Below are 15,901 nucleotides of genomic sequence, written 5' to 3' on the forward strand. Positions count from 1 at the left end.
TAACTTTAAATACTTACAAACATGATTAATAAAATTATTGCTGTTGACTTTGACGGAACTGTGGTAGATGATAAATATCCAGAAATTGGAAAAGCTAAAATCTTCGCTTTCGAAACATTGAAACAATTACAAAACGACGGATATCGCCTTACTTTATGGACTTATCGTAGTGGTAAAGCTTTGGACGAAGCGGTTGAGTTTTGTAAACAAAACGGTATTGAGTTTTATGCCATCAACAATAGTTTTGACGGAGAGGATTTTGATAAAAATACGCAAAGTCGAAAAATAAATGCCGATATCTTTATCGACGACAGAAATTTAGGAGGTTTCCCAGGTTGGAGTGACGTTTATCAAATCATTACAAAAAAGATTGAATTAAGTGTTCACGCAAACGGGCAAAAAGCTCCTGAGAAGAAAAAGAAAAGAGGATTTTTCGGATTATGATACATTTAAAAAGTAAAGAAGAATTAGAACTAATGTACCTAAGTGCTCAATTGGTTTCAAAAACCTTGGGTATGTTAGCCAAAGAAGTAGTGCCTGGTGTTACAACCAATCATTTAGATAAATTAGGAGGCGAATTTATTCGCGACAATGGTGGATATCCTGCATTTTTAGGAATGTACGATTTCCCTAAAAACCTTTGTATCTCTCCAAATCAACAAGTTGTTCATGGAATTCCAAACGACGAACCGCTTAACGAAGGAGATATTGTTTCAGTAGATTGTGGTGTTTATATGAATGATTTTTACGGAGATCACGCTTATACATTTGCAGTTGGTGAAGTAGATGCTGAAACTGAAAAATTATTACGCATTACGAAAGAATCAATGTTCAAAGGAATTGAACAAATGAAAAAAGGTAATCGCGTTGGTGATATTGGTTTTGCAATTCAACAATACTGTGAAAAAGAAGGTTACGGAATCGTTCGTGAATTAGTTGGACACGGGTTAGGTCGTAAAATGCACGAAGAGCCACAAGTTCCGAATTATGGACGTCGTGGATCTGGTAAAAAAATTGAAGAAGGAATGGTGTTAGCCATCGAACCAATGGTAAATATGGGGACTGAAAAAGTTTTCTTTCATCCAGATGGTTGGACGGTTACAACGCGCGACGATAAATATTCGGCTCACTTCGAACATGATGTTTGTGTGGTAGATGGCGAACCAAAATTATTGTCAACTTATCAGTTTATTTACGATGCGTTAGGTATCGAATCTGATGAAGAAAAACCATTTTTATTCAAACCCTAAAAAACTTTTGTGAAAAAGCTTTTAAAAAAAATCATGAATATTCTACCTCGTCCATTGTTGATTCAAGGTAGTTATATCGTTCGTCCAGTTTTAGTTTGGTTTATGAAAGGAAATCGTTTCGTAGATCCAATTGATGGACAAGGTTATTACAGTTTGTTGCCTTATGGTTACGAAAAACAGCGTGATAATGTGCTTTCACCCGGAACTTTTTCATTAGAAAGACATCGTTTGATGTGGTTATACCTAAAAAATGAAACGTCTTTTTTTACCGAAAAAGCAAAAGTTTTGCACATTGCGCCAGAGCAATCTTTTATCAAGCGTTTTCGTGCGATGAAGAATTTAGAATACATCACAAGTGATATCGAATCGCCTTTGGCAGATGTAAAAGCAGATATTTGCGATTTACCTTTTGGTGATGATACATTTGACATCATTTTTTGTAATCACGTTTTGGAACATATTCCTGACGATCACAAAGCGATGAGCGAGTTATTTCGTGTCATGAAACCTGGAGGTTGGGGAATTTTTCAAGTTCCGATTTCGTATCAACGAGATGTAACGTACGAAGATCCAACGGTTACAACAAAAGAAGAACGTAAAGAAAAATTTGGACAATATGATCACGTTCGTGTGTATGGTTTAGATTATTACAAACGTTTGGAAGATGTAGGTTTTATCGTCGAAAAAGTAGATTACACGAAACAAATTCCGTCGGAAGATGTTCAAAAATATTGCTTAGAAAAAGGTGAAATTTTACCTGTGGTTCGCAAACCAAAAGCTGAATAAAATATAAAATCATAAAAAAAGCTCAACTAATAGTTGAGCTTTTTTCGTATTAATCATTTACCGAAAGCGAATATGGTCGATCTTCTTGTTTAGTTCCTCGATTTTTGTTCGGTTTATTGTTCATGTTGAATTCAATTTTTGCGCCTTTTATTAATTCTGAATGTTTAAAGAAATTCTGCGTATATTTTTTATCATTTAATTCAACTGATTTGATATAAATATTTTCGTTCGAATTATCTTCTGCTATCAACTGAATTTTTCGTCCATTTTCTAAATAAATTGTAGCTTTTTTAAACAATGGCGAACCTATCACATATTCGTCCACAGCTGGCGTAACAGGATAAAAACCTAATGCCGAAAAAACATACCAAGCAGATGTTTGCCCATTATCTTCGTCACCACAATATCCGTCTGGCGTTGCAGCATATAATTTTTTCATCACTTCTCTTGTCCAAAATTGAGCTTTCCAAGGTTCTCCAGCATAATTATACAAATAAATCATGTGTTGAATAGGTTGATTTCCGTGCGCATATTGTCCCATATTTACAATTTGCATTTCTCTAATTTCATGAATTACTTGCCCGTAATACGAATCATCAAACAATGGTGGCTGAAGAAAAACACTATCTAATTTCGAAATAAATTTTTCATCTCCTCCCATCAAATCTATCAAACCTTGTACATCATGAAAAACACTCCATGTATAATGCCAACTATTTCCTTCTGTAAACGCATCTCCCCATTTTAGAGGATTGAAAGGCGATTGAAATTTTCCGTCTTTATTTTTTCCTCTCATAAAACCTGTCGAATGATCGAACAAGTTTTTATAATTCATTGATCGTTTTTTATACAAATCAGTTTCTGCTTTTGGTCGTCCCAAAGCTTTTCCTAATTGATAAATTGTAAAATCATCATACGCATATTCCAATGTTCTTGCAGCATTTTCATTAATTCCAACATCGTAAGGCACATATCCCAAATCATTGTAATATTTCGCTCCTTTTCGTCCAACAGCACTCATTGGTCCTTCGTTATTTGCACCATGCAAAAGCGCTTCGTATAAAGTATTAATATCATAACCTCGCAAACCTTTCATATAAGCGTCTGCTACAACCGAAGCCGAATTATTTCCAATCATAATATCAGCATATCCTGGACTACTCCATTCTGGTAAAAAACCTCCTTCTTTGTACGCATTCGCCAAACCTTCTTGCATTTCGACATTGATTGACGGATAAACCAAATTAAGAAATGGATATAACGCCCTAAACGTATCCCAAAAACCAGTTCCGCCAAACAAATAACCAGGCAAAACTTTTCCATTGTAAGGGCTATAATGAACGACATTATTCTTCTCATCAATTTCATAAAGTTTGTTCGGAAAGAAAAGTGTGCGATACAATGTCGAAAAAAAAGTTTTCATTTCATCCAAATTATCCGATTCTATAGCCAATTGTCCCAATTTATCATTCCAAATTTTACGACCTTTTTTAGCAATTTGTTCAAACGAATGATTTTTTAATTCTTTCAGATTTGTCGCTGCTTGTTCATCACTAATAAATGAAGAAGAAACTTTTGCAATAATTGGTTTAGCTTTTGTTTGAGCTCCAAAACTAACTACAATCCCAGCGTGTTTACTCGAAATTTCATTTTTATTAATTTTTTTTCCATTATCAAAAACAGTTACTTCTTTGATTGGCGTATCAAACTGAACAATAAAATAATTTTTAAAATTCTTTAAATCTCCTCTCGAATAACGCGTCGAATATCCAATAATTTGATTTTTTTCCGCAACATATTTTACATAAGAACCTTTATCAAAAGCATCAATCACAACATTCGCATGATCGGTTTGATTAAATGTAAACCTAAAAATTGCAGCGCGTTCTGTTGGTGTCATTTCCGCTACAACATCATAATCTGCCAAATAAACCGAATAATAATACGGTTTCACAACTTCTGTTTTATGAGAAAACCAACTCGCTCTTTTTTCCTCATCAAAAACCGCCGAACCCGTAGTTGGCATCAACGAAAATTGTCCATAATCGTTCATCCAAGGAGAAGGCTGATGCGTTTGTTTCAAACCTCTAATTTTATCGGCCGAATATTGATATTGCCAACCGTTCCCATTTTTCCCTGTTTGAGCCGTCCACAAATTCATTCCCCAAGGCAAACCAATCGCAGGATACGTATTTCCGTTAGATAATTCGTATTTAGAATCGGTTCCCATCAACGGATTTACCAAATCAACAGGATCAATCTCTTTGTTGTTGTACAACGTTTTTTGCGCATTAATAAACAAAGGATAAACGGCAGGAAGCAGAACCAATATTTTTATCAGTGTTAATTTTATCGATTTCATGTGTAATTATTCTGAAGATTAAAGATATTGTTTTTTTTGCCTCATCTTCAATCTCTTCATAAAATAGTCAAAATAAAAAGCGTTACCTTTTCTTGGTAACGCTTCTATTTTGAAAACTATTTTATTTAAAACTTCTACGAATATCCATTTTCTCATTCACCGATTTATTGAATTCAGGGAAAGGTTGCGTACTGAAATCTTTAACTTCAAGGTTCATTTTTACATTAACATTATGATTACTTCCATCACCTCCTCTGTAATCTGTACTCCAATTGCGCATTAATTCTTTCAAAATATATTTCCCTTGATAAGGTCTGTATCTGTAATAGGTATTAACAAAATTCACAGTTTGTTGACTCTTTTTTATTTCAATTCCTTCTGCATCTACTTTATATTCTACAATAGCAAAAGAATCCTTTGCCACCAAAAACCGATGAAACGAATTATTATCCAAATAAAATTCATACATCAACTCATCACCATATTTTGTTAAGTTGACTTTTGAAAGTTTATATTTTTTATAATATTTCAGATAATCATTTACGACTTCTTTCAAAGAAACCATACCTAAAATGGGTAATAAATTTATTTTATATCCATAATTTGGCTCATTAATTATTCGTTCTTTAACCTGATTATTAGATTTTATATTCAAATTATCTTTCTTAAAACGAAGCTGCAAATCTAAATCAATGAAATCTCTTTTCGTAGAATCTACAATTTCATCAATTATAAAAATTACTTTATAAAAATGCTCATCAGTATTAAAGTTTTTATCGTAGTTTTCGATTACTTTTTTCAAAATATCTTCTGCTTTCAGGTTTGTAATGAACGCTTCTTGAAGTTCTACTTCCGAAACTTTTTCGAGTTTGATATTGAGTTCAGATTTCAAATCCGAAACTTTCAAAATTGCATCTTGGTAATCTTTTTTCGATACGATTAATTCATCTGTTTGCAAAACATTACTCAAATCAATCATCGCTTTTCCTTGCTGATCCGAAACAAAATTCTTAGTCGAATTCTTGAAATAAATATCCGCATCATCTAATGGCAAATTATCCAAAAAATCGGTAATTTTTAAATTCACAAGTTGTGCGTTGACCGAAATGGCAAACAATGTAAAAAATAGTATAATTCTTTTCATATAGTTTTTAAAATGATTTACGATAAAGATATATTTTAAAAATGTTAAGAATTTGTGAATCATTAAGTTTTAAATATATTTTAACAAAAAACGCCACTCTTCGAGTGGCGTTTATAAAATATTGTAATAGTTGAAATCTTAGTGTGCTTCTAACCAATTTGCTCCTACTCCGACTTCTGCAATTAACGGAACATCCATTTGCATTGCCGCTTCCATAGTCGATTTGATTAATTCAGAAACTTTTTCTACCTCATCTTTTGGTGCATCAAAAATTAACTCATCATGCACTTGCAAAATCATTTTGGTTTGATAATTTTTCTTCAATTCTTTCTGAATTTGAATCATTGCCATTTTCACGATATCCGCCGCAGTTCCCTGTATTGGCGCATTTACAGCATTTCGCTCTGCATGCGAACGCACGACAGCATTTCTCGAATTGATATCTTTCAAATAACGACGACGTCCCATCAGCGTTTCTACAAATCCTTGATCACGAGCGATCTCAACTTGTTTTTCGATATATGCTTTCAACGTTGGATACGTTTCGTAATACGCATCAATCAATGCTTTGGCTTCTTTACGCAAAATATTCGCTTGATCTGCCAAACCAAACGCGGAAACACCATAAATAATTCCGAAATTTACCGTTTTTGCTTGACTACGTTGTTCACGCGTTACCTCATCCAATGCAACATTGAAAACTTTTGCAGCAGTAGAAGCGTGAATATCTTCACCATGTTTGAAAGCCTCTACCATTGCAGGATCTTGTGACATTTGCGCAATCAAACGTAATTCAATTTGTGAATAATCGGCAGAAATAATCACATGATTTTCATCTCGTGCAACAAAGGCTTTACGAATCTGCTGTCCAGCTTCTGAACGAATCGGAATGTTTTGTAAATTCGGATTGACAGAAGACAAACGTCCCGTTGCAGCAACCGTTTGCGCATATGTTGTATGAACTCGACCAGTTTTTGGATTAACCAATTCTGGTAACGCATCAATATAAGTCGATTTTAATTTTTGTAATTGGCGATACTCTAAAATATCATTGATAATTGGATGTTTATCTTTCAATTTCGATAAAATTTCTTCTCCAGTTGCGTATTGTCCTGTTTTGGTTTTCTTAGCTTTTGGATCTAATTGTAATTTATCAAATAAGATTTCTCCCAATTGTTTTGGCGAATTAAGATTGAATTCTTCTCCAGCATCTTCCTGAATTTTTGCTTCTAATTCTCTTAATTTAGCTTCGTGTTTTACCGAAAGTTCTTTCAGAAAAGGAACATCCAAATTAACACCTTCCAATTCCATATCAGCCAAAACTTGCATCAATGGCATTTCAAGATCAGTGAATAATTTGTGTGTATTTGCTTTAATTAATTCAGGCTCGAAAAGATTTTTCAACTGATTTGTAATATCAGAATCTTCTACGCCATATTCGGTTTGATCCATTAACGGAACATCACGAAAATTCTTTTGATTTTTTCCTTTTTTACCAATCAAACTTTCGATTGAAACGGGTTGATAACTTAAATAAGTTTCCGACAATACATCCATATTGTGACGCATATCTGGATTAATCAAATAATGAGCAATCATCGTATCAAAATTTTGACCTAACACAACAATGTCATATTTGTTTAAAACTTTGATATCATATTTTAAATTTTGACCAATTTTCGAAATTGATTCATCTTCAAAAAATGGTTTAAACTCGTTGATAATTGTTTTCGTTTCTTCAAAATCAGCTGAAAAAGGCACATAATAACCTTTTCCTTTTTCCCAAGAAAATGAAATCCCGACCAATTCAGCTTCTAAAGCGTCCAAAGAAGTTGTTTCCGTATCGAACGTCACTTCTTTTTGTTTTAGAATATTTCGTAATAAAATTTCACGACCTTTTTTTGTATCGATTAATTGATATAAATGATTCGTTGTTGAAATATCTGTAAACGCAGAATTTTGAGGAATAATCTCTTCATCAGAAGTAAAATCAAACAAAGATTGTTGAGCCGTTTGCGTTTGATTTGAAGAAATCTGACTTGCCGCAGAAATTTCTTCTTGCGCTTCTTTGATAATTCCAGAAGCATCCAAACCATAAATTCTGTAAACCGTTTCTAACATTCTACGGAATTCTAACTCCGTGAAAAGTTCAGTAACTTTTTCAATATCTGGTGGACAAACCGTTAAATCTTCTTCATCAAATTCAACTGGAGCATCTGTAATAATTGTGGCTAATTTTTTCGAAAGAATTCCAAGTTCTTTATTTTCTTCAATCTTTTCTTTGGCTTTTCCTTTCAGCTTATCTGTATTCGCTAAAAGTCCTTCCATCGAACCAAATTCTTTCAAATATTTGCTTGCCGTTTTCGCTCCAATACCTGGTAAACCTGGAATATTATCGACAGCGTCACCCATCATTCCAAGATAATCTATCACTTGAATTGGATCATCGATTTCAAATTTTTCTTTGACTTCTTCAATTCCCCAAATCTCCACACCTTTTCCGTTTGCAGCAGGACGATACATCTTGATTTTATCTGTTACCAATTGCGCAAAATCCTTATCAGGCGTTACCATATAGGTTGTATAACCAGCTTTTTCAGCTTTTTGAGCCAAAGTTCCAATTACATCATCTGCTTCATAACCTTCGGCAAAAAGCACTGGAATTTTTAACGCACGTAAAATATCTTGAATATACGGAACACCTTGACGAATCGCTTCTGGCGTTTCATCACGATTTGCTTTATATTCAGGAAAATCCACCGTACGAACTGTTGCTTGACCAACATCAAAAACAACTGCTAAATGCGTTGGTTGTTCACGGCGAATAACATCGAACAAGGAATTTGTAAATCCCATAATTGCCGATGTATTGAACCCTTTTGAATTGATTCGTGGATTTTTGATAAATGCATAATATCCTCTAAAAATTAAGGCATACGCATCTAACAAAAAAAGTCTTTTATCTAATTGATTCATATAATTTTCGTTATGCGAAAAGCGATGAGCGTAAAGCGAAAATTCTCACAAATCGCTAACCGCAATACGTTTATTTTAATATTCTGGCGCTAATTCAACAACCAATCCATCCATTTCATCCGAAAGATGTAACTGACAACCTAAACGAGAATTATCTTTCACATTAAAAGCCTCTGCTAACATTGCATCTTCATCAGGCGTCATTTCAGGTAATTGAATTTCTGGTGTCAATACATAACATTGACAAGAGGCACACATCGCCATTCCACCACAAATACCAATGGTTCCTTCTGGTGCTAATTCGTATGCACGCACAAGCTCCATAATATTCATATTCATATCAGTAGGTGCATCAACTTCGTGCGAAACACCTTCTCTATCTATAATTGTAATTTTAATATCTGCCATAATACTTTTTCAAGTTACACAAAAATACGGATTGTTTACTTTCAAAAAAAGAATATGCCTCATTGGATTATATTTAATACTAATTTTAAATAAGAACTGTTACGAATTACGAATTTTGACTACTAATTAGAAAATTAAAAAAATGAATGCACACGAAATAGATTATAAAATTTACGGCGAAGAAATGCAATTTGTCGAAATTGAATTGGATCCACAAGAAACTGTTGTAGCAGAAGCAGGTAGTTTTATGATGATGGATGATGGCGTAAAAATGGAAACAATTTTTGGCGATGGTTCGCAACAAAGCGGTGGACTTTTCGGAAAATTATTGAATGCTGGAAAACGAATGTTAACAGGTGAAGGTTTGTTTATGACTTCGTACACGAATTACGGACAAGGAAAAAAGAAAGCTTCTTTTGCTGCGCCATATCCAGGAAAAATTGTTCCGATTGATTTACCAGAAGTAAATGGAAAATTTATTTGTCAGAAAGATGCTTTTCTTTGCGCTGCAAAAGGAGTTTCGGTTGGAATTGAATTTAATCGAAAATTAGGAACTGGACTTTTTGGAGGAGAAGGTTTCATTATGCAAAAATTAGAAGGCGACGGAATGGCTTTTATTCATGCTGGCGGAACATTGTATAGTCGAGTTTTACAAGCTGGCGAAGTCTTGAAAGTTGATACAGGTTGCATTGTTGGTTTCGAACAATCTGTTCATTACGACATCGAATTTATAGGCGGAATTAAAAATACATTTTTCGGAGGAGAAGGTGTTTTCTTTGCGACTTTGAGAGGTCCAGGAGTTGTGTATATTCAGTCTTTACCTTTTAGCCGATTGGCTGATCGTATTATTGCTCATGCACCTTCTGCGGGTGGTTCTTCTCAAGGTGAAGGATCTATTTTAGGAGGTTTAGGAAGATTAATTGATGGTGATTAAAATTTAATTTTACAAAAAAGAGTTTCAAATTGAAACTCTTTTATTTTATACGGAAAACCATAATTTATTTTGATTGATTTTTCTTATTTTTAATAAAAATTTCATCATTTGAAAAAACTTCTATTAACCGTTATTTTTTGTTCAGGATTTACTTTTGGACAAAATATTTTATCTTTTAGTAATGATCAATATAGCGGGATTAACGGTAGTGTTTTTTCTCCGACAACTTCATATTTCAACCCGAATAAATGGGATGTTAATATTATTTCTGAAGATATTTTATTCAGAAATGATTACGCTTACATATCCGATCAAAACGTATTAGGTTTAATAAAAGGTGAAACAAAATCAGCAAATATAAAAGCTGGAATAAGAGGAGATACACATTCTAATATTTTAGATTTCACAACTAAAAATACGATTTCTTATCATTTAGAAAATGATCTTATGGGACCTTCGGTTTCTTTTAAAAAGAAAATTAAAGGTCAAACTTATCGTGTTGGAATTTTTACCCGACTTCGTACACAAGGTTCTATTAAAGATTTAGATAATTATTTTCGTTTTAGTAATCAGAATGAAATAGAACCAAAAAATTATATGTTTGAACCTACAAAGACAAATGCAATGAATTGGGCTGAATTAGGCTTAAATGTTGCAACAAATTTGTATACAACTAATACTTCTGAAGTTATTATTGGGGCAAATATTAAATATCTTATGGGTTTAGATGGCGCGTATATCAAAAGTAAAAACGCGATAAAATTAGAAGCTGAACCAACTATAACAAGTACAATCGACAATCCTGATGCAAATATTTATGCGTCAAATTATGATATAAAAGCAGGATATTCTACCAATTATGATTTTGATCGAGATAAATATGTTTTACGAAATAGAGGAAATGGAGTTGGAATAGATTTAGGAATTTCTTTTGTGAACAGAAGAGCGAATGATGAATTATATGATTTCAAATTTTCAGCAAATTTATTAGATGTTGGATTAGTAAAATTCAGAGGCGATAACCATCATTTCTACAATCCTTCGCAAAGAGTTCAACTTCGTAATAATCCAAATTTAGATGGAGTTAAATTTGAAAGTGTTGATCAATATTTAGGACTTTTGAGCAAAGAAGTTTATGGTGATGAAACAAAATATAAAACGGGAAATAATTTTTCGATCGGTTTACCAACCAGTTTACATCTTAATCTAAGTAAAAAAATTATTGAAAATCATTACTTAAATTTCAATTGGATGCAACGAATTCCAGTTTTTGAAAATAGTTTGAAACGTATCAATGTGCTACAAACTTCTTATACTATCCAAAAAGATGGATTTGGAATTGGACCTTCCCTTTCTATCTATGATTATGAAAATGTAACATTCGGTGGTTATGTAAGAATTGGTCCTCTGATTTTGGGCAGTGATAATGCAATTCCAATCGTTTTTAAACAGAAAAAATTAACTTCTGCAAACTTTTATTTTGGATTAAAATTTTATCCCTTTTGGGATAATGAAGCCAAAAGACGAAGTAGAGAACCTTGTGAATGTGAATAAAAAAACCTTTTACGCAAAACGCAAAAGGTTTAAAAAATATTTCTATTTATTTTGTTAAAATTAGTCAATAGCTTTGACAACCGCTTTTTCAGCTTCTTTTCTTGTCCCGTCGAAACCATCAACACCAGAAACTGTTGTGTATTTCAAGACAAATTTTTTCCCAGGATTCATTCTATTGTAAACAGACTGGCACATTAATGTTGCTTCGTGGAAACCACATAAAATCAACTTCAATTTTCCTGGATACGTATTTACGTCACCAATTGCGTAAATCCCTTCGATATTTGTTTGATAATCTAACGCATTATTTACTTTAATTGCATTTTTCTCAATCTCCAATCCCCAATTTGCAATAGGGCCTAATTTTGGAGAAAGTCCAAATAATGGAATAAAGTAATCTGTTTCAAGTTCAAAAGTTTCTTCACCTTTTTCGATGACCAAAGATTCTACTTTCCCATCACCTTTGATTCCAGTAATTTCGGCTGGGGTAATTAAATTAATTTTTCCCGCTTTTTTCAATTCAATTACTTTATCAACAGAATCTAACGCTCCACGGAATTCATTTCTTCTGTGTACCAACGTAACTTCCGCAGCCACATCAGCCAAGAAAATAGACCAATCCAAAGCAGAATCTCCACCACCAGCAATCACGATTTTTTTATCACGGAACAATTCAGGATTTTTCACAAAATACTCCACTCCATTTTCTTCGTATGCTTCAATGTTTTCGATAATTGGTTTACGAGGCTCAAAAGATCCAAGACCACCTGCAATCGCAACTGCTTTTCCTTGCACTTGCGTTCCTTTATTAGTTGTTACAATAAAAGTTCCGTCTTCTTGCTTATCGATTGTTGCAGCTTGTTCGTTCAATGTAAAACCTGGCTCAAATTGTTTGATTTGCTCCATCAAATTATCAATCAATTCACCTGCACCTACAGAAGGATAACCAGGAATATCAAAAATTGGTTTTTTGGGATACAATTCTGTCAATTGTCCTCCAGGTTGAGGAAGTGCATCAATAATATGACATCTCATTTTTAATAAACCTGCTTCGAAAACGGCAAAAAGACCAGTTGGTCCAGCTCCGATTATAACTATATCTGTTTGAATCATTTTTTTGAATTTTATTTAGAACGTTACTAAATTGAATGCAAATTTAATGAATTTGAAAGGATTAATCGATGATTATCATCAGAAGTCTAATAATATTTATTGATAATAAAAAAGACAAATTCGATAATGAATTTGTCTTTTGAAGTTGTAGCGAAGAGCAGAATCGAACTGCCGACCTCAGGGTTATGAATCCTGCGCTCTAACCATCTGAGCTACCTCGCCTTGTTTTTAGTGGTGCAAATATAAGAGGTTATTTTCGATTAAAACAAATCTTTTTTGAAATATTTTCAATAAAAAGTCGCTTAAATAGGCTAATCAATTGAATTTCATTAAAATTAAAATCACATTTTTTTAAAGAAAAATATCATCAACAAAAAAATCCTCAAGCAAAACTTGAAGATTTTGATATTTTACCTGCTTTTCTACTTACGCTAAAGCATTTTTGATACGTATCATTGCTTCTTTCAACTCTTCTACAGACGCCGCATACGAGATACGAATACAATTTTTAGATCCGAAAGCCGAACCAGAAACAACTGCAACTTGTGCATGCTCTAATAAATATAAAGCCAAATCATCTGCATTGTTAATTGTAACACCATTGTATGTATTTCCAAAAGTTGCCGTAACATCTGGGAATAAATAGAAAGCTCCTTTTGGTTCATTTACTTTGAACGTTGGAATTTCTCTTGCCCAACCTAACATCAATTCACGACGTTCTGCAAACGCATCAACCATGTATTGAACAGAACTTGGATCTGCTTCTAAAGCCGTAATTGCTGCACGTTGCGCAATAGATGTTGCTCCCGAAGTCACTTGCCCTTGTAATGTTTCGCATGCTTTTGCTAACCAAGCTGGAGCTCCAATGAAACCGATTCTCCAACCTGTCATCGCGAAAGCTTTTGCTAAACCATTTACAGTTACCGTTTGGTTATAAACTTCTGGGAAAGATGCTATCGAAACATTTTTTTCTCCGTAAACAATGTGCTCATAAATCTCGTCCGAAATAATAATCACATCTGGATATTTTGCTAAAACCTCAGCCAAACCTTTCAATTCTTCTCTTGTATAAACTGATCCTGACGGATTACAAGGAGATGAATAAATAATAGCACGCGTTTTATCTGTAATTGCAGCCTCTAATTGTGCTGGTGTAATTTTGAAATCAGCTTCTAAAGTTCCTTCCACAAAAACTGGCGTTCCTCCTGATAATTCTACAATATCTGAATAAGAAACCCAATAAGGTGTTGGAATAATCACTTCAGTTCCTTCGTCTACAATTGCTTGTAAAACGTTATAAATAGATTGTTTTGCTCCTGTAGAAACAACAACTTGATTTGCTGTATATTCAATATTGTTATCACGTTTAAACTTCTTACAAATTGTTTCCTTCAAATCTGCATACCCTGCAATTGGAGGATATCCTGAATAATTATCGTCGATAGCTTTTTTAGCTGCCTCCTTGATAAAATCTGGTGTATTGAAATCTGGTTCTCCAATACTTAAACTAATCACATCGATTCCCTGTGATTTTAATTCTCTTGCTTTCGCAGACATTGCAATAGTTGCAGATGGTTTCAAATTCTGTAAACGCTTTGAAAGTTGCATAATATTTGTGTGTTATTTGTAATGTAACAATTTATTGTTGCGAAGATACTTTTTTCTCCGTAGAATTTTGTTACTTTTAATCATTAAAAATCTAGAATAAAACAAAAAATTATGACTGAAATTACATTCAAAGGAAATCCTATTCATACAGGCGGAGATTTACCAACAGTTGGTGAAAAAGCCCCAAGTTTTGCTTTAACAGCAGGCGATTTAAGCGACAAAACATTGGCTGATTATGCTGGAAAAAATGTTGTTTTAAATATTTTCCCAAGTGTTGATACTGGTGTTTGTGCGCAATCTGTACGAACTTTTAACAAAGAAGTTTCTTCTGCTGCAAATACAGTTGTGTTATGTATTTCGAAAGATTTACCTTTCGCTTTATCTCGTTTTTGTGCTGCCGAAGGTTTGGATAATGTAGTGACTTTATCTGATTTCAAAAATGAAGAGTTTGCAAATGCTTATGGTGTAAAAATGGTTGATGGACCATTAAACGGTTTATTTTCTCGCGCAGTTGTGGTGATTAATCCAAATGGAGAAGTTGCTTACACAGAGCAAGTTCCTGAAATTGGTCAAGAACCAGATTACACTCACGCTTTAGCAGCAATTAAGTAATCAAAATAGTTTTCAAAATAAAAAGCGTTACCCGAAAAGTAACGCTTTTTATTTTGACTATTTTGTGTAAGATAAATTACTTTGCAAACTGAGCAGCTAATTTTTCAGCTTTTTTAGATTCTGAATAATCATAGAATCCTTCTCCAGATTTCACTCCTTTTTTACCTGCTGTTACCATGTTTACTAACAATGGACAAGGCGCGTATTTAGGGTTTTTGAAACCATCGTACAATACTTCTAAGATTGATAAACAAACGTCTAAACCAATAAAATCAGCTAATTGTAATGGTCCCATTGGATGAGCCATTCCTAATTTCATTACTTCGTCAATTTCTTTCACGCCCGCAACGCCTTCGTATAAAGAATAAATTGCTTCGTTAATCATTGGCATTAAAATACGATTCGCGATAAAACCAGGATAATCATTCACTTCAACTGGAACTTTTCCTAATTTTTCTGACATTTCCATAATCGCTTTTGTTACTTCGTCAGTTGTATCATAACCACGAATAATTTCGACCAATTTCATCATCGGAACTGGATTCATAAAATGCATTCCAATCACTTGTTTTGGACGACTTGTAACAGATGCAATTTTTGTAATCGAAATAGAAGACGTATTTGATGCTAAAATTGCATTTGCAGGCGCAGCTTCATCAATTTGTTTGAAGATTTTCAATTTCAAATCTAAATTTTCTGTCGCAGCCTCTACAACTAAATCCGCATTTTTTACTGCTTCCGCAGTATCTGTAAATGTTGTAATATTATTTAAAGTTGCTGTTTTATCAGCTTCTGTAATTTTTTCTTTGGCGATCATGCGCTCCAAATTTCCAGCGATTGTTTTCAATCCACGTTCCAAACTATCTTGAGAAACGTCTACCAAATTCACTGCAAATCCTGATTGTGCGAAAACGTGAGCAATTCCGTTACCCATCGTTCCAGCTCCAATAACTGTAATGTTTTTCATCTTTTTGTATGTTTGTTTTTATTATTTATGTTTTTTTCGAGATTCGAAGTTCGAAATGCGTTTTGCGAAATTTGATTTTTCAGGATGAGAAGCTGAAATGAATTCAGCTTGACAAACTTTCGTCATTCTGAACTTGTTTCAGAATCACATCATATTTTTTTCGAAATTCGTACTTCTAAAATCTAAC

The 15,901-nt window shown here is 33.5% G+C and carries 13 protein-coding genes and 1 tRNA gene; 6 read left to right on the forward strand and 8 right to left on the reverse strand.

The genetic code is table 11. The features are described 5' to 3' along the window. The first annotated feature begins 21 nt into the window (after positions 1 to 21). Genes N5D90_RS07955 through N5D90_RS07965 form a run of 3 tightly spaced genes read left to right on the forward strand, consistent with a single transcriptional unit; the run spans position 22 to position 2,036 of the window. Complete coding sequence (locus tag N5D90_RS07955) at positions 22 to 444, forward strand: BT0820 family HAD-type phosphatase (RefSeq protein WP_038332605.1); 423 nt, start codon at positions 22 to 24, stop codon at positions 442 to 444. Further along, positions 441 to 1,250 (forward strand): type I methionyl aminopeptidase, encoded by an 810-nt coding sequence (gene map, locus N5D90_RS07960; RefSeq protein WP_038332603.1) that lies wholly within the window; start codon positions 441 to 443, stop codon positions 1,248 to 1,250. The genes N5D90_RS07955 and map overlap by 4 nt, the downstream gene beginning before the upstream one ends. A 9-nt stretch (positions 1,251 to 1,259) precedes the next feature. Then, positions 1,260 to 2,036, forward strand: coding sequence for a class I SAM-dependent methyltransferase (locus N5D90_RS07965; RefSeq protein WP_280062108.1), 777 nt, complete (start codon positions 1,260 to 1,262; stop codon positions 2,034 to 2,036). A gap of 49 nt (positions 2,037 to 2,085) precedes the next feature. Here the strand turns inward: N5D90_RS07965 and N5D90_RS07970 are convergent, their stop codons facing one another. The 4 genes from N5D90_RS07970 to N5D90_RS07985 all read right to left on the reverse strand — a co-directional run bounded on the left by N5D90_RS07970 (position 2,086) and on the right by N5D90_RS07985 (position 8,926). Further along, positions 2,086 to 4,398, reverse strand: a complete 2,313-nt coding sequence (locus N5D90_RS07970) for a GH92 family glycosyl hydrolase (protein ID WP_280062109.1) — start codon at positions 4,396 to 4,398, stop codon at positions 2,086 to 2,088. A 121-nt stretch (positions 4,399 to 4,519) separates the two neighbouring features. Beyond that, positions 4,520 to 5,542, reverse strand: a complete 1,023-nt coding sequence (locus N5D90_RS07975) for a hypothetical protein (RefSeq protein ID WP_280062110.1) — start codon at positions 5,540 to 5,542, stop codon at positions 4,520 to 4,522. Positions 5,543 to 5,680: 138 nt separating this feature from the next. After that, the gene (polA, locus tag N5D90_RS07980) at positions 5,681 to 8,518 is read right to left on the reverse strand and encodes a DNA polymerase I (RefSeq protein WP_280062111.1); all 2,838 of its coding nucleotides are present in this window, start codon (positions 8,516 to 8,518) and stop codon (positions 5,681 to 5,683) included. A gap of 75 nt (positions 8,519 to 8,593) precedes the next feature. Continuing rightward, the gene (locus N5D90_RS07985; protein WP_180905218.1) at positions 8,594 to 8,926 is read right to left on the reverse strand and encodes a 2Fe-2S iron-sulfur cluster-binding protein; all 333 of its coding nucleotides are present in this window, start codon (positions 8,924 to 8,926) and stop codon (positions 8,594 to 8,596) included. Positions 8,927 to 9,068: 142 nt separating this feature from the next. On the opposite strand from N5D90_RS07985, the gene N5D90_RS07990 reads away from it, so the two are divergent. Together N5D90_RS07990 and N5D90_RS07995 are read left to right on the forward strand one after the other, a co-directional pair. Further along, positions 9,069 to 9,860: a TIGR00266 family protein gene (locus N5D90_RS07990; RefSeq protein ID WP_280062112.1), complete on the forward strand. Its 792-nt coding sequence runs from the start codon at positions 9,069 to 9,071 to the stop codon at positions 9,858 to 9,860. Between the two features lie 108 nt (positions 9,861 to 9,968). Then, positions 9,969 to 11,414, forward strand: coding sequence for a DUF5723 family protein (locus N5D90_RS07995; RefSeq protein ID WP_280062113.1), 1,446 nt, complete (start codon positions 9,969 to 9,971; stop codon positions 11,412 to 11,414). A gap of 60 nt (positions 11,415 to 11,474) precedes the next feature. On the opposite strand, the gene N5D90_RS08000 is transcribed toward N5D90_RS07995, so the two are convergent. The 3 genes from N5D90_RS08000 to N5D90_RS08010 all read right to left on the reverse strand — a co-directional run bounded on the left by N5D90_RS08000 (position 11,475) and on the right by N5D90_RS08010 (position 14,135). Further along, positions 11,475 to 12,527, reverse strand: a complete 1,053-nt coding sequence (locus N5D90_RS08000) for an NAD(P)/FAD-dependent oxidoreductase (RefSeq protein WP_038332589.1) — start codon at positions 12,525 to 12,527, stop codon at positions 11,475 to 11,477. Between the two features lie 148 nt (positions 12,528 to 12,675). Continuing rightward, a tRNA-Met gene (locus N5D90_RS08005) sits at positions 12,676 to 12,749 on the reverse strand. Between the two features lie 204 nt (positions 12,750 to 12,953). Then, entirely contained in the window at positions 12,954 to 14,135 is a 1,182-nt protein-coding gene (locus N5D90_RS08010) for a pyridoxal phosphate-dependent aminotransferase (RefSeq protein ID WP_280062114.1), read from the reverse strand. 111 nt (positions 14,136 to 14,246) lie between these two features. Here N5D90_RS08010 and tpx point away from each other — a divergent pair, with 111 nt between their 5' ends. Beyond that, positions 14,247 to 14,747 carry a thiol peroxidase gene (tpx, locus tag N5D90_RS08015; protein ID WP_280062115.1) on the forward strand — a complete coding sequence of 167 codons (501 nt, stop codon included), beginning with the start codon at positions 14,247 to 14,249 and terminating at the stop codon, positions 14,745 to 14,747. Between the two features lie 76 nt (positions 14,748 to 14,823). On the opposite strand, the gene N5D90_RS08020 is transcribed toward tpx, so the two are convergent. After that, positions 14,824 to 15,714 (reverse strand): 3-hydroxyacyl-CoA dehydrogenase family protein, encoded by an 891-nt coding sequence (locus N5D90_RS08020; protein ID WP_114997739.1) that lies wholly within the window; start codon positions 15,712 to 15,714, stop codon positions 14,824 to 14,826. Between the last annotated feature and the right edge of the window lie 187 nt (positions 15,715 to 15,901).

Source organism: Empedobacter sp. GD03797, from assembly GCF_029842105.1.
Lineage (GTDB): Bacteria > Bacteroidota > Bacteroidia > Flavobacteriales > Weeksellaceae > Empedobacter > Empedobacter falsenii_C.

Excerpts from the sequence above, each read along its gene's own strand:
- N5D90_RS07955 (WP_038332605.1), top strand. The coding sequence starts at position 22 with ATGATTAATAAAATTATTGCTGTTGACTTTGACGGAACTGTGGTAGAT.
- map (WP_038332603.1), top strand. The coding sequence starts at position 441 with ATGATACATTTAAAAAGTAAAGAAGAATTAGAACTAATGTACCTAAGT.
- N5D90_RS07970 (WP_280062109.1), bottom strand. The coding sequence starts at position 4,398 with ATGAAATCGATAAAATTAACACTGATAAAAATATTGGTTCTGCTTCCT.
- N5D90_RS07975 (WP_280062110.1), bottom strand. The coding sequence starts at position 5,542 with ATGAAAAGAATTATACTATTTTTTACATTGTTTGCCATTTCGGTCAAC.
- polA (WP_280062111.1), bottom strand. The coding sequence starts at position 8,518 with ATGAATCAATTAGATAAAAGACTTTTTTTGTTAGATGCGTATGCCTTA.
- N5D90_RS07985 (WP_180905218.1), bottom strand. The coding sequence starts at position 8,926 with ATGGCAGATATTAAAATTACAATTATAGATAGAGAAGGTGTTTCGCAC.
- N5D90_RS07990 (WP_280062112.1), top strand. The coding sequence starts at position 9,069 with ATGAATGCACACGAAATAGATTATAAAATTTACGGCGAAGAAATGCAA.
- N5D90_RS08000 (WP_038332589.1), bottom strand. The coding sequence starts at position 12,527 with ATGATTCAAACAGATATAGTTATAATCGGAGCTGGACCAACTGGTCTT.
- N5D90_RS08010 (WP_280062114.1), bottom strand. The coding sequence starts at position 14,135 with ATGCAACTTTCAAAGCGTTTACAGAATTTGAAACCATCTGCAACTATT.
- tpx (WP_280062115.1), top strand. The coding sequence starts at position 14,247 with ATGACTGAAATTACATTCAAAGGAAATCCTATTCATACAGGCGGAGAT.
- N5D90_RS08020 (WP_114997739.1), bottom strand. The coding sequence starts at position 15,714 with ATGAAAAACATTACAGTTATTGGAGCTGGAACGATGGGTAACGGAATT.